At 49.3% G+C, this 21258-nt stretch carries 17 protein-coding genes; 12 read left to right on the top strand and 5 right to left on the bottom strand.

The genetic code is table 11. The features are described 5' to 3' along the window. Positions 1-4 precede the first annotated feature (4 nt). Positions 5-1492, bottom strand: coding sequence for a 4-hydroxy-3-polyprenylbenzoate decarboxylase (gene ubiD, locus FJ444_RS12100; protein WP_140958555.1), 1488 nt, complete (start codon positions 1490-1492; stop codon positions 5-7). 173 nt (positions 1493-1665) lie between these two features. Between ubiD and FJ444_RS12095 the strand changes: the two genes are divergently transcribed. Both FJ444_RS12095 and FJ444_RS12090 read left to right on the top strand, forming a co-directional pair. Continuing rightward, positions 1666-1908, top strand: a complete 243-nt coding sequence (locus FJ444_RS12095) for a TIGR02647 family protein (protein WP_140958657.1) — start codon at positions 1666-1668, stop codon at positions 1906-1908. Between the two features lie 83 nt (positions 1909-1991). After that, on the top strand, positions 1992-2600 hold the full coding sequence (locus FJ444_RS12090) for a tetratricopeptide repeat protein (RefSeq protein ID WP_255439157.1): 609 nt from the start codon (positions 1992-1994) through the stop codon (positions 2598-2600). A gap of 697 nt (positions 2601-3297) precedes the next feature. Here the strand turns inward: FJ444_RS12090 and FJ444_RS12085 are convergent. After that, positions 3298-4986, bottom strand: a complete 1689-nt coding sequence (locus FJ444_RS12085) for an alkaline phosphatase (protein ID WP_140958553.1) — start codon at positions 4984-4986, stop codon at positions 3298-3300. Positions 4987-5140: 154 nt separating this feature from the next. Between FJ444_RS12085 and FJ444_RS12080 the strand changes: the two genes are divergently transcribed. The 7 genes from FJ444_RS12080 (at position 5141) to FJ444_RS12050 (ending at position 14232) form a co-directional block, all read left to right on the top strand. Next, positions 5141-5512, top strand: coding sequence for a VOC family protein (locus tag FJ444_RS12080; protein WP_140958552.1), 372 nt, complete (start codon positions 5141-5143; stop codon positions 5510-5512). A gap of 192 nt (positions 5513-5704) precedes the next feature. Then, positions 5705-8584 (top strand): insulinase family protein, encoded by a 2880-nt coding sequence (locus FJ444_RS12075; RefSeq protein WP_140958551.1) that lies wholly within the window; start codon positions 5705-5707, stop codon positions 8582-8584. 144 nt (positions 8585-8728) lie between these two features. Next, entirely contained in the window at positions 8729-11056 is a 2328-nt protein-coding gene (gene rnr / locus FJ444_RS12070) for a ribonuclease R (RefSeq protein WP_140958550.1), read from the top strand. Next, positions 11056-11799 carry a 23S rRNA (guanosine(2251)-2'-O)-methyltransferase RlmB gene (gene rlmB, locus FJ444_RS12065; protein WP_140958549.1) on the top strand — a complete coding sequence of 248 codons (744 nt, stop codon included), beginning with the start codon at positions 11056-11058 and terminating at the stop codon, positions 11797-11799. The genes rnr and rlmB overlap by 1 nt, the downstream gene beginning before the upstream one ends. 11 nt (positions 11800-11810) lie before the next feature. After that, on the top strand, positions 11811-12443 hold the full coding sequence (locus FJ444_RS12060) for a gamma-glutamylcyclotransferase (RefSeq protein WP_140958548.1): 633 nt from the start codon (positions 11811-11813) through the stop codon (positions 12441-12443). Beyond that, positions 12427-12966 carry a GNAT family N-acetyltransferase gene (locus tag FJ444_RS12055; RefSeq protein ID WP_181405148.1) on the top strand — a complete coding sequence of 180 codons (540 nt, stop codon included), beginning with the start codon at positions 12427-12429 and terminating at the stop codon, positions 12964-12966. Before FJ444_RS12060 ends, FJ444_RS12055 begins: the two co-directional genes overlap by 17 nt. A gap of 201 nt (positions 12967-13167) precedes the next feature. Beyond that, positions 13168-14232: a lipopolysaccharide assembly protein LapB gene (locus FJ444_RS12050; RefSeq protein WP_140958546.1), complete on the top strand. Its 1065-nt coding sequence runs from the start codon at positions 13168-13170 to the stop codon at positions 14230-14232. A gap of 47 nt (positions 14233-14279) precedes the next feature. On the opposite strand, the gene FJ444_RS12045 is transcribed toward FJ444_RS12050, so the two are convergent. Continuing rightward, positions 14280-15101 (bottom strand): hypothetical protein, encoded by an 822-nt coding sequence (locus tag FJ444_RS12045; RefSeq protein ID WP_255439144.1) that lies wholly within the window; start codon positions 15099-15101, stop codon positions 14280-14282. Between the two features lie 484 nt (positions 15102-15585). On the opposite strand from FJ444_RS12045, the gene FJ444_RS12040 reads away from it, so the two are divergent. The 3 genes from FJ444_RS12040 (at position 15586) to FJ444_RS12030 (ending at position 19486) form a co-directional block, all read left to right on the top strand. After that, positions 15586-17034 carry an alpha-amylase family protein gene (locus FJ444_RS12040; RefSeq protein WP_370298043.1) on the top strand — a complete coding sequence of 483 codons (1449 nt, stop codon included), beginning with the start codon at positions 15586-15588 and terminating at the stop codon, positions 17032-17034. A 63-nt stretch (positions 17035-17097) separates the two neighbouring features. Next, positions 17098-17808: an SDR family oxidoreductase gene (locus FJ444_RS12035; protein ID WP_140958545.1), complete on the top strand. Its 711-nt coding sequence runs from the start codon at positions 17098-17100 to the stop codon at positions 17806-17808. Between the two features lie 166 nt (positions 17809-17974). After that, positions 17975-19486, top strand: coding sequence for a diguanylate cyclase domain-containing protein (locus tag FJ444_RS12030; protein WP_255439156.1), 1512 nt, complete (start codon positions 17975-17977; stop codon positions 19484-19486). Here the strand turns inward: FJ444_RS12030 and FJ444_RS12025 are convergent. Together FJ444_RS12025 and FJ444_RS12020 are read right to left on the bottom strand one after the other, a co-directional pair. Continuing rightward, a complete protein-coding gene (locus FJ444_RS12025) occupies positions 19481-20080 on the bottom strand; it encodes a peptidylprolyl isomerase (RefSeq protein ID WP_140958543.1) in 600 nt (199 codons plus the stop codon). The two genes, FJ444_RS12030 and FJ444_RS12025, sit on opposite strands and share 6 nt — an antisense overlap. A 9-nt stretch (positions 20081-20089) precedes the next feature. After that, entirely contained in the window at positions 20090-21250 is a 1161-nt protein-coding gene (locus FJ444_RS12020) for a methyltransferase (RefSeq protein ID WP_140958542.1), read from the bottom strand. Positions 21251-21258 lie beyond the last annotated feature (8 nt).

Below are 21258 nucleotides of genomic sequence, written 5' to 3'. Positions count from 1 at the left end.
TAAATCAAGGTTGCGAGGAGTTGCCCGGCATAATGCCCAGCGTATCCCAAATTTCGTCTACACGACGTTTAACTGCTTCGTCCATTTCGATGGGAACACCCCATTCCCGATCGGTTTCGCCGGGCATTTTATTGGTCGCATCCAGGCCCATTTTGGATCCAAGGCCCGATACTGGCGACGCAAAATCCAGATAATCAATGGGAGTGTTTTCAATCAACACTGTATCACGGGCGGGGTCCATTCGGGTAGTAATTGCCCAGATAACGTCCTGCCAGTCGCGGGCGTTTACGTCGTCATCGCACACCACTACAAACTTGGTGTACATAAACTGACGCAGGAACGACCATACGCCCATCATGACTCGCTTGGCGTGACCAGGATATTGCTTCTTCATGGTTACCACCGCCATGCGGTACGAACAGCCTTCGGGAGGAAGATAAAAGTCCACAATTTCCGGAAACTGCTTTTGCAAAATGGGCACAAATACTTCGTTCAGTGCCACACCCAGAATGGCCGGTTCATCGGGCGGACGTCCGGTGTAGGTTGAATGGTAAATCGGGTCGTCGCGGTGAGTAATGTGAGTAACCGTGAATACCGGAAATTCATCTACTTCGTTGTAGTAACCGGTATGATCGCCGTAAGGTCCTTCCGGCGCGGTTTCGCTCGGGTCGATATAGCCTTCCAGTACGTACTCGGCGCTAGCCGGAACCTGCAAGTCGTTGCTGATGGATTTTACTACTTCGGTTTTGTCGCCACGTAATAAACCGGCAAACGCGTATTCAGACAAAGTATCTGGTACCGGCGTAACGGCGCCTAAAATGGTGGCGGGATCGGCCCCTAAGGCTACTGAAACCGGATAAGGTTGCCCAGGATGAGTCTGACACCATTCGCGGAAGTCCAGTGCGCCGCCGCGATGCGACAACCAGCGCATGATCAGTTTGTTTTTGCCTAGCACCTGCTGGCGGTAGATGCCTAGGTTCTGGCGCTTTTTATGCGGCCCGCGGGTAACCGTTAGACCCCAGGTAATCAATGGCGCCACATCGCCCGGCCAGCAGTGTTGTACCGGCAGTTTGGTCAGGTCAACGTCGTCTCCCGTAATAACATTAGCCTGACAGGGCGCTTTGCGCACCTCTTTGGCTGGCATGTTCAATACTTGTTTGAATACCGGGAGTTTTTCCCACAGATCTTTCAGTCCTTTGGGCGGCTCAGGCTCTTTTAAATACGCCAGCAGTTTTCCTACTTCACGCAGTGCTGACACCGAGCTTTGACCCATGCCCAGCGCTACCCGCTCCGGGGTACCAAACAGATTCATCAGTACCGGGGTGTCGAACCCTTTGGGATTCTCAAACAACAATGCCGGACCGCCCGCTCGCAAGGTGCGATCGGCAATTTCGGTCATTTCCAATTTAGTATCAATAGGTTGGGATATGCGTACCAGATCACCATTGGCTTCCAGTTGCTTAATAAAATCCCGAAGATCTTTGTATTTCATGATGAACAAACTCAGACTGCTGTGGCTCAGGCAGTATACCACTAAAGCGACCAAGCCGATCACATTGATGCATAACAAAAAACTCGCGATAGCCTGAACAGGATCTACAATTAATGACAGAGCCGTTTAATCGGCGCATACTGGCTACAAAGAATAAATTGCCTGGAGACACTATGGCCTTTACCCACGACGTAATTGAAGAGCTGAATTTATTGTTAAAGTTTCCTGCTGAAAGCCTGATGCAGGGACTCAAAATCCACCACGATGCCAGTCAGGCAATCGTAGAAGCCGCATCCAGACTATACACCAAGGGCCTGATCACACAGGTAGATGGTGGATACCTCACCGACCTTGGCATAGACGTTGTAGAGCATACAAGGCGCATAAACAGTGCCATGTGCATTAAATTTAATTAGGTTTTTTTAGCGGCGGCCGATAACCTGAGCATAGATATTGGCCGTTAGCAGGACTCGTTATGCATACCTTCGTTCGTACCTCCATGTTTGCGTTAGCCTGTGCGCTGTTACCAGTGTCGGCGGTCAACGCGCAGGAAGTTAAAGCGGTGCAACTGTACACCCAGGACGAACTAATAAACCTGATTAATAAAAACGAGCACCTCGATCGCGTAGTACTTGATCGTTGTCAGTTGAATCAGGATATCGAAGCCCGCGCAGAAGTGTTAAAAGTGCCGGCCTACCAGTTTTTATGGGGCGATATGCTGGCCTGGGGCGTATGTGTAAGCGCAGACCCGGTGCGTGGTATCGACTTTATGCGCCAGGCTGCTAATCAGGGATTACCCGCCGCCTTAGAGCAGCTCGGTCGCTACTACAGCAAAGGTACGCTGGTACAGCAAGACAGAAAGCGCGCGGTGATTTTCTTACGCGAAGCGGCGGCGCTGGGCAATTTGAAGGCGCAAATGCAATTGGCCGAATTGTTTATTGAAGGCTACGGTAGCCCCTACGATTATCAGGACGCATACCACTGGTTGTACAACGCAATTACCGACGATAAGCCTACCCATAAACAAATAGCGGTGTATTTGGCCGAACTTGAAAAGCTGATGCATCCGCGCGCTGTGCGTGACGCCCGTAAACCGCTGGATAGTTAGTAAGTCGGAACTAGCTTTTGGATTGAAGGTCGTGTTTGCACCATACTTATCTTCCCATCATCTCGCACAGTAACCGTCATACCCGCCTCTAATTCCGTCATCCCCGCCTCTAATTCCGTCATCCCCGCCGCTTATCTAGTCATCCCCGCGTAGGCGGGGATCTTGTTTGGCTGCGGCACACTGTTTAAGTAGACCCCGGGTCGAGCCCGGGGAGACGGGGAGGGGGTCATACCCGCCTCTAATTCCGTCATCCCTGCCGCTTATCTCGTCATCCCCGCGTAGGCGGGGATCTTGTTTGGCTTTGGCACACTGTTTAAGTAGACCCCGGGTCGAGCCCGGGGAGACGGGGAGGGGGTCATACCCGCCTCTAATTCAGTCATACCCGCCTCTAATTCCGTCATCCCCGCCGCTTATCTCGTCATCCCCGCGTAGGCGGGGATCTTGTTTGGCTTTGGCACACTGTTTAAGTAGACCCCGGGTCGAGCCCAGGGTGACGGGGAGCGGAGTCATCCCCGCCTCTAATTCAGTCATACCCGCCTCTAATTCCGTCATCCCTGCCGCTTATCTCGTCATCCCCGCCGCTTATCTCGTCATCCCCGCGTAGGCGGGGATCTTGTTTGGCTGCGGCACAATGTTTAAATAGACCCCGGGTCGAGCCCTGGAAGACGGAGGATCCTATAAAACAACCTGCGAAACGTTACCCTACAAACTGCTCGCGATGCTGAGTTAATACGGTGTAAGTGGTGGCTTTAATATTGCTCACATAATGCCAGGCGGTGTTCACCTGTCCGAGGGTAAATTCCACGGTCATGTAACCTCGCTGATGCAGGTTACAGTATTTCACTTCGTCGATTAACAATGGCAGGGCGCGGGCAAGGTCTTCTGCTTGCTTATCGGTCAAGCCCAAATAGTCTTCGAATCCAGGCGATGATACGCCCGGTGTTGCGTACTCCACAGCAACGGTCTTGCCGGTGTTGTCGGTTAACGCATTTGCCCAGCCGTTGTGGGTGTCACCCGCCAGCACAACCAGCGATTTACCCTTTAGGCTAAACAGGTTTAGCACCTTTTCACGTTCAGCGGCGTAGCCGTCCCAGGCATCCAGGTTGTAGGGAATTTTAACGTTCAATCGCTGTTGTTCGGCCGCAGTAAGCGTACGTCCTTCAAGTTGCTGCTGACGCAGTTCAACCAACTGAGCAATAATGCCCGGCACGGCTTTACGGTCAGTACTGGCGATGATTTCGGCCGGATAATGCATCTTGCCCATGAGTATTTGCTGGCCCAGTACATGCCAGCGGTTGTTACTGGAAGCGACTTGCTTTTGCAACCAGGCAAATTGCTCGTTACCCAACAGAGTGCGCGAAGGGTTGTTTACGTCCCGTTCAAAGGCGGGTAAATCGAACCGGCCGTCGGGTTGTTTGTACGCACCCAACGACAACTGCTTTTCCCGGCCTATCACCCGTGTATCGAGCATGTAAAGGCTCACCAGATTACCAAATTCGAAGTGGCGGTAAATCTGCGGGCTCTCATCGCCCATGGGCGGTCGAATAGGCAGCCATTCGTAATACGCCTGAATAGCTGCTGTGCGACGCGCGAGAAAGTCGCCTTCTCCGGCATTGTGATTTTCAGCCCCCGACATGTACGTGTCGTTGGCAATTTCGTGATCATCCCAAACGGCAATAAATGGCTTGTGCTGATGTAGCAACTGTAACCCTTTGTCTTCGCGATATTGAGCATAACGGGTGCGATAGTCAGCAAGATTGAGTAATTCACCTTCATTGCCCGGCACGAATCCGCGCCCAATCGCATCTGCATTTGCGGTGGCATAACCGCCTTTAGGGTATTCGTAAATGTAATCTCCCAAATGCAGTACTACGTCAATACTGCTGTCTTTTGCTGCGGCATCATAGGCATTGAAATACCCTGCCGGGAAATTCGCGCAGGAAAATACCCCAAATTTAACTCGCGTGGTAACGCCATTGTTCAACGTGATTGTTTCGCCAATGGGTGAGCGTGTTTCACTGGTAAAAAAGCGATAGTAATAGCGCTGGCCTGGCGCCAGATCTCGCACATCTACTTTCAGTGTGTAATCGCGGCTGCGTTCAGTTTTTACCACACCACTGCGCACCGGCTGGGTAAAATCGGGCGTTGTGGCCAGTTGCCAGCGAATGTAACTACTGCTGCTATTGCTGGCAGGCACGGCGCGGGTCCACAGAATAATAGAACTGGACGTAGGGTCGCCACTGGCAACACCGTGAGTAAAGGCAGCGGGTGGAACATAATCATCACCATCGGGTGCAAAGGTTGCCCCACAGCCGGATAATTGCGTTGAAATGGCAATACCGCCGCCAAACAAAGAAGAAAGCTTTATAAAATGTCGTCTGTCCATAACACTGCATCTGAAAGGGCGAAAAAATTACTTTAACCAAGCTTGAGCGGCTTGCCTACCTTGAAACGGCAATTTGCGGTAAATGGTTGAAGTTATGTGTAAAGCGGAGGATAGTAGAACGATGTAAAACCCGTGTAAAAAAGTGAGGGCTGCAATGGAACTGGGCGCATTTTCGGTAAGTCTGACGGTGAAAGATATTCACGCGTCGAAAGCGTTTTACGAGAAATTGGGATTCTCGGAATTTGGTGGCGACATAACGCAACACTGGCTCATCATGAAAAATGGCGATCACATCATTGGGTTATTTCAGGGTATGTTTGAAGGTAATATCCTCACATTTAATCCCGGCTGGAACCAAAGCGCACAGAACCTCGACAGCTTTACCGATGTTCGGGACATCGAAAAGCACTTAATTGCTCAGGGACTCGAACTCACGAAAACAACAGAGCCCGGCGGGCAAGGTCCAGAAAGTATTGCCCTTACAGACCCCGACGGCAATGCAATACTGATCGACCAACATCGTTAAACACACGTTTATGGTGTTATTGACACACTTTTTTACAATACTGTCTTTAAGGGCAGTAGCCAGTAACGCCAACATTGCTTACTGTTGCGATACCAAAACACTATGCGTTGGGCTGTTTTTCCGCTAAATCTGCGTCATTTGGTCTACTTACACGTATATGTTCACGAATAACAATTAAATAAGGCACCTAGAATGAAAAAGCTTTTTGCTATGAGTGCAATTACACTGGCCATGCTGGCTGGATGTAGTGCAGAAAAAGCACAGCAAACCCCTGCTCAGACAGAATCTGCCGCGCCGGCACCAGCAGTCATTATTTCAGCAAACGATGATCGTCAGTACGATACATTTACCCTGCCTAACCAGGTGGAAGTGATGCTGGTATCCGATCCCGCCGCAGAAAAATCCGCTGCCGCACTAAGTGTCAGTGTTGGCTTGTTACACGATCCGATGTCGCAACAAGGGATGGCGCATTACCTAGAGCACATGTTGTTCCTGGGCACTGAGCGCTTCCCGGATACCAAGGGTTACACTGACTTTATGACGGCCAATGGCGGACAGCATAATGCTTATACCTGGCTGGACATCACCAATTACATGTTCAAGGTAAATAACGAAGGTTACCCTGAAGCACTCGACCGTTTTTCCGACTTTTTTAAAGCGCCCAAGCTGTACCCGGAATACACAGAGAAAGAGAAAAACGCCGTAAACGCCGAATGGTCGATGCGCCGTGAAATGGACTTTTTTGGTCAGTTTAAACTGGCTCGCAGTCTGATGGGCGACCACCCTGCAAACCGATTCTTAATCGGTAACCTGGAAACCCTGGGCGACAAAGAAGACAGCAAGCTGCACGCTGAAACCGTGAAGTTTTACGACCAGTACTATTCGGCCAATATCATGAAAGTGGCGATGATCAGCAACCGCCCACTTAGCGAAATGAAAGCGTTGGCAACCCAGTACTTTGGCGATATTAAAAACAAGGAAATTGCTGATCCGGAGGTTACCCAAACCCTGGACTTCGACAAAGTGGGTGGTAAACGCATTCACTATGTACCTAACGAAGATGTTAAACAGCTGAAGATTGATTTTACGATCACCAATAACAGCGACCAGTACGCCTCTAAACCAAACAAATACCTTACCTACCTGATTGGTTCAGAAATGCCTGGCACACCGGCTTACCAGCTCAAAGCCATGGGGCTTATTTCGAATCTGATGGCCAGTGCCTCACCTGATATGTACGGCAACTATGGTTCATTCAGCATTGATATTGATTTAACCGATGCTGGCATGCAAAACCGTGAAGCGATTGTGGCTGTGGTAATGCAGTACATAGACCTGATTCGCGAAAAAGGCGTGGACGAAAAATACTTCAGCGAAATTAAAACCAGCCTGAATAACCAGTTCCGCTTCCTGGAAAAAGCCGACGAATTTGGTTACGTCTCTAATTTGGCAGCGGCTATGCAAAATGTGCCGGCCAAATATGCCGTATCGTCACCGTTTTATTACGAAGCGTTCGATGCAAAATCGATTAACGATGTACTGGCGCAATTAACGCCTGAACATTTGCGAATTTGGTATATCAGCAAAGGCGAGCCGTCAGATAGTCAATTGCACTTCTACGATGGCAAATACATGGTGGCCGACATCAGCGATGAAGAAGTGGCCAGTTGGCAGCAAGCGCCGCAAATTCCTTTGCAGTTACCAGCAGTAAATAACCTGTTACCTGAAAACTTTGACATTAAGACCACAGCAAGCAAAGCCAAGCCAGAGTTGGTAGTAGACAAGGATGGCATTAAGGTATGGCATTACCCAAGCAACGCGTTTGCCGACCAGCCGCGTGGCGAGCTGGAGATTTATATTAACAATGGCAAAGCAGAAACCGACATCAAAGCCAATGTACTTACGACGCTTTGGAAGGATTTATATGCCTTGCAACAAAGTGCACTCATGACAGAAGCCAACATTGCCGGGATGGGTGTTAAGCTTCAGGATGGCAATGGGTTGCGTTTATCTCTTTCAGGCTTTACCGATAAACAGCCTCAATTACTCAAGCAAGCACTGGAAGCATTGGTGGTTGATGTGAACGAACAAAACTTTGCTCAGGCGGTAGACCGCTTCGTTCGCGGCCTGCAAAACGAAGGCAAGCAGTTCCCGTTTTATCAGGCTTTTGATGCGTATAGCCGTTTGGTTCGCAAAGGTAACTTTAACACTGAGGCGTTAATTGCCACGGCACAAGCCTTGAAACCATCGGATTTGACCGACTTCATGCCTGCCTTACTGGGCGAGCATCAGTTACGCGTATTTGCGTTTGGTAACTACGACAGCAACGACCTGAACAATGCCGTTGCGCAAATCACTGCAGCACTGCCACAAGACCGTAAAATCATTGCTTATGATTACCGAGACTTCTGGCTACCACAGGCGGGTGAAAAACTGTTGTGGCAACAGGATTTGGACGTAGCCGATGTGGCGATTGTTGATGTTGCGGTGCACCCGCAAGCCGGTTTTGACGCTCAGGCTCAGGCCGCGGTGCTGCGCGGACACTTCCGCACAGCGGCATTTGATAAGCTGCGTACCGAAGAACAGCTGGCTTACGCCGTGGGTGGCACAGCCGTGCAGATTGGCGAATACACTGGCTTTGCCATGTACATTCAAACACCGGTAAAAGACGTAGCATCCATGCAAGCGCGCTTTGATACCTTTAAGCAAGAGTACCTTGAGCAGCTTAACGACATGACTGAAGAAACGTTCGAGCAGCTAAAAGCCAGTACGCTGGTTACGCTTAAAGAGCCGCCGAAGAACCTGCAGGACGAAGTCAACCCTATTATCACCGATTGGTATAAGGAAAATTACAACTTCGACAGCAAGGAAAAGCTCATTGCCGCCGTGGAGAACGTGACGCTTGAAGGACTGAAAGACTTCTACGCAAAGACCATGCTGAACAACGACGCTGCCAGAGTGTCAGTACAGATGCGCGGTACGAAGTTTGCCGATAAACCATTTGCAGGTTTGGCTGGAGCGAAGCCGATTGCGGATCTGGCTACTTTCCACAGTAAAATGAAAACCCAGTAGTACTACTCAGTGTGAGTTTTGTGAACTGATATCGATAAGGCCCGCTGAATCAGCGGGCCTTTTTATTCGTTATACAGAAAAGGACACACGCATTGCAGGCAAGCTGTTATACTGCAAACAGATTATAAGGAAGATCCATAGACTATGAGTAAAGATCCGCATTTTGAGCGGGAAAAATCCAAATACGAGAATCCGGTAGCCAGCCGTGAATATTTGCTGGAAACACTGAAAAAATATGGCAAACCCATGTCATTCATGGATATTTGTCACAGTGTAAATGCCCTGGATGAAGACAGTCGTATTGGTATTCAACGCCGATTACGCGCCATGGAGCGCGAAGGGCAAATTCAGTTTACCAAACAAAAGCGTTACGCCGTGCTTCAGCAGGAGCAGTTGTTTCGCGGGCATGTGATTGGCCATCGCGATGGCTACGGTTTCTTGCGTCCGGAAGATAAGTCTGGCGATTTGTTTATCAGTGCCGGGCAAATGCAAAATCTGTTACACGACGATTTTGTGGAAGCCAGGGAAAGCGGTACCGATCGCAGAGGCAAGCGCGAAGCTTTTATCAATCAGGTAATTGAACCGCGTAAAGAGCCCATTGTTGGCCGTTACTTTACCGAACACGGGATGGGGGTTGTGATCCCGGACGACAGTCGAATTAATCACGAGATCATTATTCCACCTGAGCATACCCATGGTGCCCGTCAGGGGCATGTTGTGGTAGTGGAGATCACACAACGTCCGCGCAAACGGGTAAACCCGGTTGGCCGTATTGTTGAAGTGCTGGGCGAGCACATGGCGCCCGGTATGGAAATCGAAATGGCCCTGCGCACCTTCGATATTCCTCATCAGTGGCCCAAAGGGGTGACACGGCAGATTGAAGGGCTGGGCGATACCGTAGACGAAGAAGCCAAAGTTGGGCGTGTCGATTTACGCCAGTTACCTTTGGTGACCATTGATGGCGAAGATGCCCGGGACTTCGACGACGCGGTATTTTGTGAACCACTGGATGACGGCGGTTGGCAGCTTTGGGTTGCTATCGCCGATGTAAGCCAGTACGTGCGCATGGGCACAGCACTCGACACCGAAGCGTTAAACCGGGGTAACTCCGTGTATTTCCCCGATCAGGTGGTGCCAATGCTGCCGGAAATTCTGTCGAATGGCCTGTGCTCGCTGAACCCAGAAGTTGACCGCTTGTGTATGGTATGTGAAATGACCATCAGTCCCCAGGGACAGCTCAAGCAATACCAGTTTTATGAAGCGGTAATGAATTCGCATGCCCGTTTCACCTATACCAAAGTGTGGCATATCCTGGAAGGGGATAAAGAGCTTCATCAGCGCTATGCTGAGTTTGTGCCGCACCTGCGCAACTTACACAATTTATATCGCGCGTTGAAAAAAGCACGGGGCCTGCGCGGGGCCATTGAGTTTGAAACGCAGGAAAGTAAGTTTGTATTCAATGCTCAACGCAAAATTGAAAACATTGTGCCCATTGAGCGTAACGATGCGCATAAGCTCATTGAAGAGTGCATGATCATGGCCAACGTGAGTGCAGCGCAATTTATTGAAGCCAACAAGGCCCATGCTCTGTTCCGCGTTCACGATAAGCCCGATGCCGACCGCTTGGCAGCGTTTACGGCCTACCTGGGCGAAATTGGCATTCCGCATCATATTACCGATGGCGCAGCGCCAGCCGACTTTACCGATGTGGTTACCAAAACGCGCTTCCGGCCTGATCAGGAACTGATTCAAACCATGTTGCTGCGTTCTATGAAACAAGCCATTTATGACGGTGAGAATATCGGTCACTTTGGTTTGGCACTGGACGCTTACGCGCACTTCACCTCTCCCATTCGCCGTTACCCTGACCTAGTGGTGCATCGCACCATCAAAGCGATTCTTAAGAAGAAAGGGCAGCACGTGAGTGGCGCAAAAGCCTACAGTGCAGAAGAAATTGAGCAGCTCGGTGAGCAGTGTTCAATGACCGAGCGCCGTGCCGATGACGCTACCCGGGACGTAGCAGACTGGCTAAAATGCGAGTTTATGCAGGACCATGTAGGCGAGACCTTCGAAGGTGTAGTGAGTTCGGTAACTGGCTTTGGTATTTTTGTACGCATCACCGAATACCATATCGATGGCCTGGTGCATATTACCTCGCTCGATGACGACTACTATCGCTACGATGATGTGAAGCAATGCCTGGCGGGCGACAGCGGTGCTAGACAATACCGCCTTGGCGATCCGCTGCTGGTAAAAGTGGCCGCTGTGAATCTGGACGAGCGTAAAATTGATCTAATCCTCGACAGCAAATGGGTAAAAGCCACCACAGGCAAAAAAGTGAAAGTAACCAAAAAACGGGAGCCTCGCAAAACAACCGACGTCAAAGGTAGTCGAAGTGCGCCCAAATCAGCCCCGTCACCAAAAAAACGCGGCTCGAAGAAACCAGATAAAAACAAAGGTAAGCGACGTTAATGGCACAACAAGAGTGGCTATATGGCCTGCATGCACTGCAGGCAGTAATCGACAAAGAACCCGAACGCCTGATTGAAATTCTGGTGTTAAAAGGCCGTGATGACGCACGCCTGCAATCTATTGTAAACGAAGCCCGTCGAATGGGCGTGTCAGTGCAGTTTTGCAACCGCAAGGTACTGGATGACAAAGTAAGCGGTGAACAGCATCAGGGCATTGTTGCCCGGGCGAAGCCTGCGAAAACCCTGGATGAAAGTGACCTGGATTACCTGTTGGACAATACCGATGCACCACTGCTGCTATTTTTGGACGGTGTAACCGATCCGCATAACATAGGTGCATGCTTGCGAACTGCAGATGCTGCCGGGGCGCATGCGGTTATCGTGCCTAAGGATAAATCCGGCGGCTTAACGGCTACGGCGCGCAAAGTAGCGTGTGGAGCCGCTGAAGTTGTACCTTTTATTCAGGTGACTAACTTGTCGCGTACGCTTAAACACATTCAGGAAAAAGGCGTGTGGGTTGTAGGTACCGCTGGCGAAGCAGAACAACTGATTTATGATTGCAAACTCACCGGTCCTACTGCACTGGTAATGGGCGCAGAGGGCAAAGGCATGCGCCGCCTTACCCGTGAACATTGCGATGAGCTGGTTAAATTACCCATGGCTGGCAGTGTGTCGAGTCTGAACGTGTCGGTGGCTACCGGCATATGCCTGTACGAAATAGTGCGACAGCGCACCCTTGGCTAGTTGAGTACACAATGACGCCGGCGGTGTTAGCCAATTGGTTGCAGGCCATTAATGAACCTCATGTCATTTTGGGTTACGGTAGCCTGATGAATGCCGATTCTCGCAACCGCCACTCCAACATTCCCCATCATGGTATCGCAGTGAGTGTACTTGGGTTTGAACGGGCGTGGGTAACGCGCTCGTTGCCAGAACAGCAAACCTACGTTGGCGCATATCAATGTGCAAACGCGCGGTTAAATGCACAGTTAGTCCCTTCTCACCTTGATCCCAGTATTCAACAGCGCGAACAGGACTACCGGTTTACCCCTGTGAGCACTGACCAGCTTCGTTTGCCTTATGACGATACCGTAAATGAAACGCTGATGTCCTGGTTATCTGAAAGACAAGTGTGGATATGCGAAACCTTGCAAATCCATCCTGCCGATAATGATTTTCCGGTTTATCAGAGTTACGTGGATACCTGTCTGGCGGGGTGTCTGGAGCTGGGTGGCGAAGCCATAGCCCGCGAGTTTATTCAGTTAACCGCTTGTTGGGAGCATCCCCGAATAAACGATCGTGCATCGCCAGAATATCCCAGGGCAGCTAGCGTTAGCAGTGCTGCCCAGAACATCATAGATGGACTATTGCATGAATACGGTTATTGAATCTGCGCGTTTGCGATTTCGCCAGCTTACTGCTGACGATGTAGACTTTGTACTGGCAATTACCAGCGATCCGGACTGGTTGTATTTCATTGGTGATCGCGGCGTTAAAGATCCCGACCAGGCCAGACAATATATCGATACCTCGCACAATAGCTTCAGCCAGCAGGGATACGGCCTGTGGGTGGTGGAAAGTGATGCTGTTGAAGGCGATAGCCGGGTGGGGCTGTGCGGCTTTTTACAGCGGTCGTTTTTAGCTTGCCCTGATTTAGGTTACGCGTTTCTGCCTCATGGCAGGGGGCAGGGATTGGCACTGGAAGCGGCTACCCTGGCGCTTAAATGGGCAAAACAACACAATCTGCATGGGCAGATAAGCGCTATATGCCGTTGTGACAATCAGCGGTCGTTGCAATTGCTGGAAAAGGCCGGATTTACGTCCATGGGTAAGTTTTTTCAGCGCGGTGTGCCCGCACATCAATTCTTTTTAATCTCCATTGATAACCAAGGCGCTTCTTACGCTAAATAGCTGTGATATCTGGTGAGTCGGTATAAACTGGAAATTGGTTAAACGTTAGCGGAAGAACAGTGTTACTCAGCCTTTGTTAACCTGCGCGCGTTTAATTTAATGGCAAGTGCACTTTCTCAACTATCCTTGGTCGAAGTGTGCATACAGGATTAACTCCCTCCGGTTGATTAACTGATTCCGCATAGAACAAAAGGATTTGAAATGAGTGTTTTTAAAACTACGCGTCACTTGCTGTTTGCCGCCGTGGCATTGTTATCTTGCAGTGCGCATGCTTTGCCAAATACTGACAACACCAGTATTGAAGTGTTGACTGAACACGCAAAACAAGGGGATTTTGAATACGTAATATCCGTACTGGAAGCTGTAAAAGGCAAAACAGTTGAGCAATATAATTTGCTCATATCCGCACTGATGAATACCGATCCGGATGACGCCGAAGACGCGGCCGAAGAGTTCATTACCGCACATAGCAAAGACTACCGGGCTTACCACATGCACGCCAGTGTAATGGGTGCGCAAGCCTCCAACAGTATTTTTTCCGCGCTGGGTTATGCCAGCAAAGCGAAGCAGAGCCTGGAAACCGCCGTTGAGCTAGCACCCGACAACGTGGAAGTATATCAGGCACTTATGCAGTTTCATTTAATGGCGCCGTCGATAGCGGGTGGCGACATGAAAGAAGCGGAAAAGCTTACCGACAAGATTGCCAGTATTGATCCTCAGGAAGGGCAGTTTGCTAAAGCAACCTATTATCTTCAGGACAAGCAGGAAGACAAAGCCAGCGCCATTTATACAGCGCTAATTGCTCAGGACGATACAAAAATACGTGCAGGCTTAGAGCTGGGTACGCATTATTTGCTGGCTGAGCGCTACTCTGATGCCTTCAATGTGTTGTCTGTGCTATTAACTGCCGAAGTAAACACCGTTGATGATAAAGCGTCAGATAAATGGGACGCTTATGAAGAGAACACGCGTCATTTGCTGTATGGCAAATACCGGTTGGGCTTACTGGCAGTAAAAAGTGGTGAAAATACCCAAACAGGCATTGCGGCGCTGGAACAATATATCAGTGAATACACCGCCACCAACATCGATACCGCATCTCTACCGGGGCTGAATTGGGCCTATCTGCGTCTGGCAGAGCTTCAGCTCAACATTAACGAGATAATAAAAGCCAAACTTACCCTTGCCAGCATTAAAGGGGAAGACGACAAGCGTTTCGCCTCCCTACTCAGTGATCTGAAAAAACAGATTAAAAAGAAAGCCTAGTGTGAACCAGCCCGGTTTATTCGGGCAAACTGCTATACGAATTGGTATTAATTCGTTTGATAGTAAAAGCTGTTGTCTGAGATTTTATGCACGATATCGTATTGGAGCCCCAGGTGATTGTAGTCGCCGGAGGCGGGAATGGCCGTTGAATGAAACAGCACAGCCCCCCAGTGATTATCTGCGATGCCACCAAAGACAATGTTTATGCTCTGCTCATTTATTTTAGCGATGGCTGCTACCTTGTGGCTGGCCATCATCTCTCTGAGCTGAACGGTGGTATTGGCCAGTAACAGCAAATCCGGTGCTTCATTCGGACTGGTCATATGAAAATTAGCCGACGGTACAAACCCGGCCTTCTCCGATGGATAATAGGTGATCAGCTGTGTGGGGCTATAAAACGTGTTATTTACCCTAAACACCTCTGGCGCAGTTTGCTGAACAATAAATACCTGGGCATTTTGGCGTAATAATGCAATGTCGTCGGCGGAATCAGCAATAAAGCGTTTTATGTAATCGATTCGTTCTTGAGTGCAATCCTGCTTTTTGCAAATAGTCAGCGCAGGCAATTGAGACAATTGTTCGCGGGTCACATTTAGCATTCGGCTGCCGAATACGCCAAAGCTGAAATTCGAAAAGGCTTGTTTGTCTTCGTTACGGGTAAACTTAGTGGGCCGGATTTCCAATAAGTTGAATGGGGTAAAAGAAGGCAGGTACGCAAGCGGTAAATCGGTTTGGGGCAGAAGGGTGTCTATGTGTTTAAGCAGCGCGCGGTATTCACTGTCCATCTCATCAGTAAAAAAGTCTGGTTTGGCCGCGTGCGCAAAAATGGCGATAAAAAGGCCACAGCACAATACAAAACATCTAATCATTAGTTAATTCAATTCCCTGTAAAATCAATACTCATTACTGAACTCGTCGATTATACCAATTCGCATAGAAGTTTGCCCTCTCAGAGTGATCCCTAAGGGCTAGTCGAAAACGACTTAGATCACGACGCGCACTCCGAGGCATAGTCATTCTATGTCCGGAGGGCGCAACACAGATGTAAGTCGTTTTGGCCACTCCCTTCGGGCATCACTGGCAGACTTTTTAGCGTTGTTATGCTTGCTTGATTTGGAACCACCAAACCTGCGCAAACAAGCCTAGCTAAAAAGCCAGCCAGTGCTGCTGAGTGGGTAAACTTCTATGCGAATTGGTATTGCTCTAAACCAAATAGACGTCAGCGTTAAGTGGGTATTGGTGTTAGCTTGCCCGAGCCCGATTGTTGCAATCATGTTGCATACGTATTCTTATTGAGTGAAAGGGCTTTCCAGCCTAGGGTTAGCATCTGTTATTTTGCCCGGAATAGAAATCATGTTTACTGCTTTTGTTCGTTCGTTTGGTTGTATGGCTTTATTATTTACTTGCTGCTTTCCAACCGTACTGCAAGCAAAGCCTCACGCGCAAGCTAAGCCAGACGTACAGGCCGACACCTTCGTGCATCTTTTTGAATGGCGTTGGCCTGATATTGCTACTGAGTGTGAGCACTTTTTGGGCCCCAATGGCTACCACGCAGTGCAAGTGTCGCCGCCCAGTGAGCATAGGGCTGGCCCCCAATGGTGGACACGCTACCAACCGGTGAGTTACGAACTGATTAGCCGTAGTGGTGATCGCGCAGAATTCACCAATATGGTACAGCGCTGTAACGCGGCCGGTGTTGATATTTACGTGGATGCTGTGATCAATCACATGGCAGCAGGCAGTGGCAGGAGCTTAACGGGCACCCCATTTACCCGAAAGCAGTTTCCAGACTATACCCCTGGTGATTTTCACCCCGATTGCGGGATCACCAACTACCGCGACCGAAACAATGTTCAGCAATGTGAGCTGGTGGGGTTAGCCGACTTAAAAACCGAAGCGCCTGATGTACAGGCGCGCATTGCGGCTTATTTAAGTGATTTGGTGAACATTGGCGTAGCCGGATTTCGCATCGACGCGTCCAAGCATATGGCCGCAAACGACATCAAACACATACTGGCGCAGGTTCAAGGCGCACCCTGGGTATTTCAGGAAGTCATTGATCAGGGTGGCGAACCTATTCGGGCATCTGAGTACACCGGTAATGGGGCCGTCACAGAGTTTCACTATTCACTGGCCATTGGCGAGGCATTTGGCAATGGCACATTAGCGTCATTGCGACATGCCGTGGCAACCGACAATTGGCTGGTATCAGGTGACGCGGTAGTCTTTGTTGATAACCACGACAATCAGCGCGGGCATGGTGGTGGCGGACACGTTATTACCTTTGTGGATGGCGCATTGTACGATTTAGCGAATGTGTTTATGCTCAGCTGGCCTTATGGGTATCCCAAAGTCATGTCGAGTTATGCTTTTCAAGGTGACACCGACGCGGGGCCGCCTTCGTTAGCTGTTCACGCGAGTAGCCAGCCAGCCTGCTTTGAAGACACATGGCAGTGCGAGCACCGGCGCCCGGTTATCGCGGGGGCAGTAGACTTTCGACGCAATACGGCTGACCAGCAAAGGGTAACCAACTGGTGGGATAACGGCGGCAACCAAATTGCCTTTGGGCGGGGTAGCGCCGGGTTTGTTGTCATTAATGCTGGGGATACGACTCTTAGTACCGCCCTTGAGTCATCAATGGCGCCGGGACGTTATTGCAACATACTTAACGGTAAACCGGATGCCGAAACGGGGCAATGCCGGGGCCAGGAAGTGCTGGTGGATGAACGCGGCAGAATTCAGGTTGCCGTGCCCGCGCTAAGTGCGATAGCGATTCATCACAACGCCAAACCCGGTGGTTAAAAATGGAATTCCAGAACGTAATTCAACACCACAGAAGCAGAATCAAACAGGACGCATAGCGCTATGTCAGAGTTATATAATTTAAACGATAAAGTGGCCATTGTTACCGGCGGTGGAAAGGGACTGGGTTACACCATTGCCGAAACGTTGCTGCGAGAAGGCATGCAGGTAGCAATTTGTGGCCGTACTGAAAAAACCATCACAGACGCGGTTGCCAATTTATCGGCCCAATTTGGCGAGCGCATTTTGGGCGCAGTGTGCGACGTTAGTGATGCTCAACAGACCAGCCGGTTTGTGGAGCAGGTAATCAATCGCTTTGGTGATATTCACGTACTAATCAATAACAGCGGCTTCGGTAAGGAAACCCGAGTGTGGGAAACCAGTGAAGCTGACTGGGACGAGGTAATGAATACCAATGTGAAAGGCACTTTTCTGATGTGTAAACACACCGTGCCCGCCATGATTGCCAATCGCGAAGGGTATATTCTGAATATTGCTTCGCAGGCTGCTTTAAACGGCTATGCTAAAGCCGGCGTGTATTGTGCTTCCAAGTTTGCCATGGTGGGTTTGGGTAAAGCGCTGCAGGAAGAAGTTCGAGAGTATGGTATTCACGTTCATTCCCTGAACCCGGCATTAATTCAATCAGGTAAGCAACCAGGGGACGCCATTGATTCGGGACTGATTCAGAACGAGGATATTGCGAATATGGTGGTGTATTTGCTTAAGCAACCGCGCAGATTGAAAATTGATAATATTGGTATGTGGGGTTTTTAGCCCTAAGTAACCGATTCTTTCTTGAAATTTCGCATCCCAAAGCGCAGTATAAATAATATACGCTATAGTTTAAGTACCCTGGTTTCTGAACGCCAGCATTAAGCTAAGTAGTAGTGCTGGCAAAAGATTTTACTTCCACAACCTAGTGAGGGATGCACTAGTGGCCATGATTTCTGGCATCAAGCAATCTCTGTTCTCCGCTAATCGGCGCGAGGGGCATGCGCTCACCGTGTTGGCCATTGTATTGTTTCTGCTGTTTGATTTTATTGCGTTGTCGTTAAACGTGTGGTTGTCGTATCGCATCGAACAACAGGCAATTAATATTAACCTGTCTGGCCGCCAGCGCATGTTAAGTCAGCGCATGGTCAAAACACTGCTGCTCATGGATAAAACGGTCAGTGACGAAGTGCAGTACTCCGAGTATCTGGAAGAATTGCGCGATACGTTTAATCGATTTGATTTGACCCTTGATGCATTTCACCGCGGAGGGCGGACGTTGTCTGCTGAGTCTGAAATGATTCAAATCGAGCCACTTACCGGTGACGAAACCCGCACCATTATGAATCAGGCACTGTTGGAATGGGCGCCTTTGCGGCAAAAAATTCGCCAGCTAATCGGGCGGGAGTTTGACACCGCATTACTGCAACAGGCAAATGATGTCGCGCAGCGAAAAAACCTCACCCTGTTGGCGCTAATGAATGGGCTTACTATAGAACTTGAGCATGACACTCAACTTGAAGCCCAGCGAATTCGCTTCTTTCAGGGGCTGGCTTTCCTGTTAGCGCTGATCAATTTTTCTGTTGCAATTGTTTTGTATCGTCTCCGAGTGCGCAAAGCACACCATACCCTCGATTTAATCGACAATATTATGAATCGCATTGCCAGTGGCATCGTAGTTGTTGACCAAAACGGGGTAATTGTTCGCGTTAACAGGGTAATGGCTAAAATGAGTGGCTTTTCACAGAAAGAGTTACTGAACAAAAAGTTATCGGTATTACTGGGGGAATTTGAAGGTAAACCGTTTGGGCTTAAAAAGCAGGGGGAGCGCTACCACTGTAAAATTGAAATCAGCAATGTATCGCTCAATAACAAGCCTGCTAAGGTGTATACCGTTATTGATGACACAGAAGCCGTCGCGCAAAAGCAAGAGCTGACGCAACTGGCTTACCATGATCAGCTGACCAATTTGCCAAACCGGCATTTATTTAATGATCGTTTGGAGCAGGAACTAAAGCGTTCTATCAGGCGCGGTGAGAAAATGGCCGTGTTGTTTGTTGATCTTAATGGGTTCAAAGAGGTAAATGATAAACACGGGCATAAATTTGGCGATGTGCTACTGGGACGTGTTGCAATGCGTATGCGCGATGCCGTAAGAGAATCTGATACTGTTGCCCGAATAGGCGGCGATGAATTTACATTATTGCTTACCGATGTCTCTCACTTTGAACAGTGCAAAGCATTGGTTGAAAAAATCCTGCGAGAAATTTGCAAACCTTATTTAATTCATGAATTAGTAGTTGAAATTGGAGCAAGTATTGGTGTGTCGTGTTTTCCGCACGATGCAAATAATGAAGCCGATTTAGTCAGTCTGGCCGATAAGGCCATGTATAAGTCAAAGGCAAGTGGCGAAAGCCGAATCACTTTCGCCAGCGAATGGTTAACAAATACAAGTTTATAGTTCAGGCAGCAAGGTCACTTTGTGCAGAATAATGGGTTCAACAGGGGCATCGGCAAAGCCGAGCAGGGCCTTGTACTCCGTTTTTACTGCACCCATGGCATCTACCACTTCATACCCTTCTACCACTGCACCAAAAACGGTGTAGCCCCAGTTTTTACCAGGATCCAGACTGTCGTTCTCATCGAGATTAAAGAAAAACTGGCGGGTAGCAGTATGCGGATCGTTTTGACGCGCCATGGCTACCGAGTAGAGAGAGTTCTTTAAGCCATTACCGGATTCATTGTAAATTTCAGGAAACGAGGGCTTTTCCTCAAAATCGACGGTGTAACCCCCACCCTGTACCACAAACCCGGGTACAACTCGGTGAAAAATGGTGTCTTCGTAACTGCGTTTATCCACATAGCGCAAAAAATTGTTCACTGTAATAGGCGCTTTGCGTCGGTCCAGTTCAATAACAATGTTACCCATGGACGTTTCCAGTTTTACTTTGGGGTAGTAGTTGTCGGGCTGAATTTGCGAGCCGTCATCAGCCTGTTTGGCGGCCAATACTGGCAATGAAATTAACGCAAAACACAAAAATAGCGTTCTAAGCATAGGGATTCCTTATCGTTTAGCGGCGCTGTAAATAACAAATTTTCTATCGTTAGCGAGGGTTGTTACACCTCCGAACAAGCGCTTGAGTTTAGGGTAATAATCTAGATGCCGGTTGGCTACCACTATCAGATGGCCGCCTTTGTTTAGCAGTTCGTAGGCATCATGGAACATTTGCCAGGCAATATGATCGGTAATGGTATTTTGCTGGTGGAATGGCGGGTTGCAAAATACTTTGGTAACCGTTGGTCTGTCCGGACGGTTCAGCAAGGCTTCCAGGCAGTTACTTGCCACAAACTGGCACTGCGCCAGTTGATGGGGGAAATTCGCTGCGACGTTGTCTCGGGCCGATTCAATTGCCATGTAGGATTCATCTACAAACGTTACGGAGCACTGCGGTGCCAGCGTCAGCGCATTCAAACCTAACACACCATTGCCGCAGCCCAAATCCACAACGTGATCATGATTGGCAACTGACATGTGCTCAAGCAGTAATCTTGCACCAATATCGAGAGACTGACGCGAGAATACATTAGCGTGATTGCTAACGCTTACACTGTTCCCCGTAGGTAATTTGCACTGCCAAACTGTGGGGTAAGGTGAAGCCATCTCTCTGCTGAGCCTGACAGGATCGGGTGAACAAAATATCAGGCGCGATTTTTTCTTTGCCAGTGAGGTATTTGTAGGGCCCAGGTATTTTTCAAATAAATCCAATACGCCCCGGGTAACCGCTTTAATTTTTGCCGCCGCAATAATACGGGTGTCTGGCGTAACAACACTGTGTAGCTGAATAAGCTGGTGTTCCAGCAAGGCCAGCGTGCGCGGGATTTTAATGAGTACCAGAGCCGGTGTGGCTGGCAGTGCGGTAAGGCAATCAATCGCAGAGATCGCGTTACATGCGTTAGCCTGAAGGTTTTCGCTCAGCGATAAACGGGCAATGGTAGAGTCACTTACCCAAACAGGTTGTTGTTCAGCAAAAAAGGTACCGAGTGATCCAAAATCATCATTCATGATTATCCAAGGCTGACCTACAGGTACACTCGGTTCGGTTAACAGGTGTTCGATGAGCAGCTCGTCGGCACTGTCCCAGGCCTGCAGGCTTTTATGTTGGTGTTTGGCCGGATAACGAATCAAGGTTAGTTGCCGGTCAAATAGTGTAAACTCTGTGTTCATGAACGCAT

This window comes from Aestuariibacter sp. GS-14, from assembly GCF_006494365.1.
In the GTDB taxonomy this organism is placed as follows: Bacteria; Pseudomonadota; Gammaproteobacteria; order Enterobacterales; family Alteromonadaceae; genus Alteromonas; species Alteromonas mangrovi.
The sequence above is the reverse complement of the archived record's forward strand: the minus strand, read 5'-3'. Positions and strand labels throughout refer to the sequence as shown.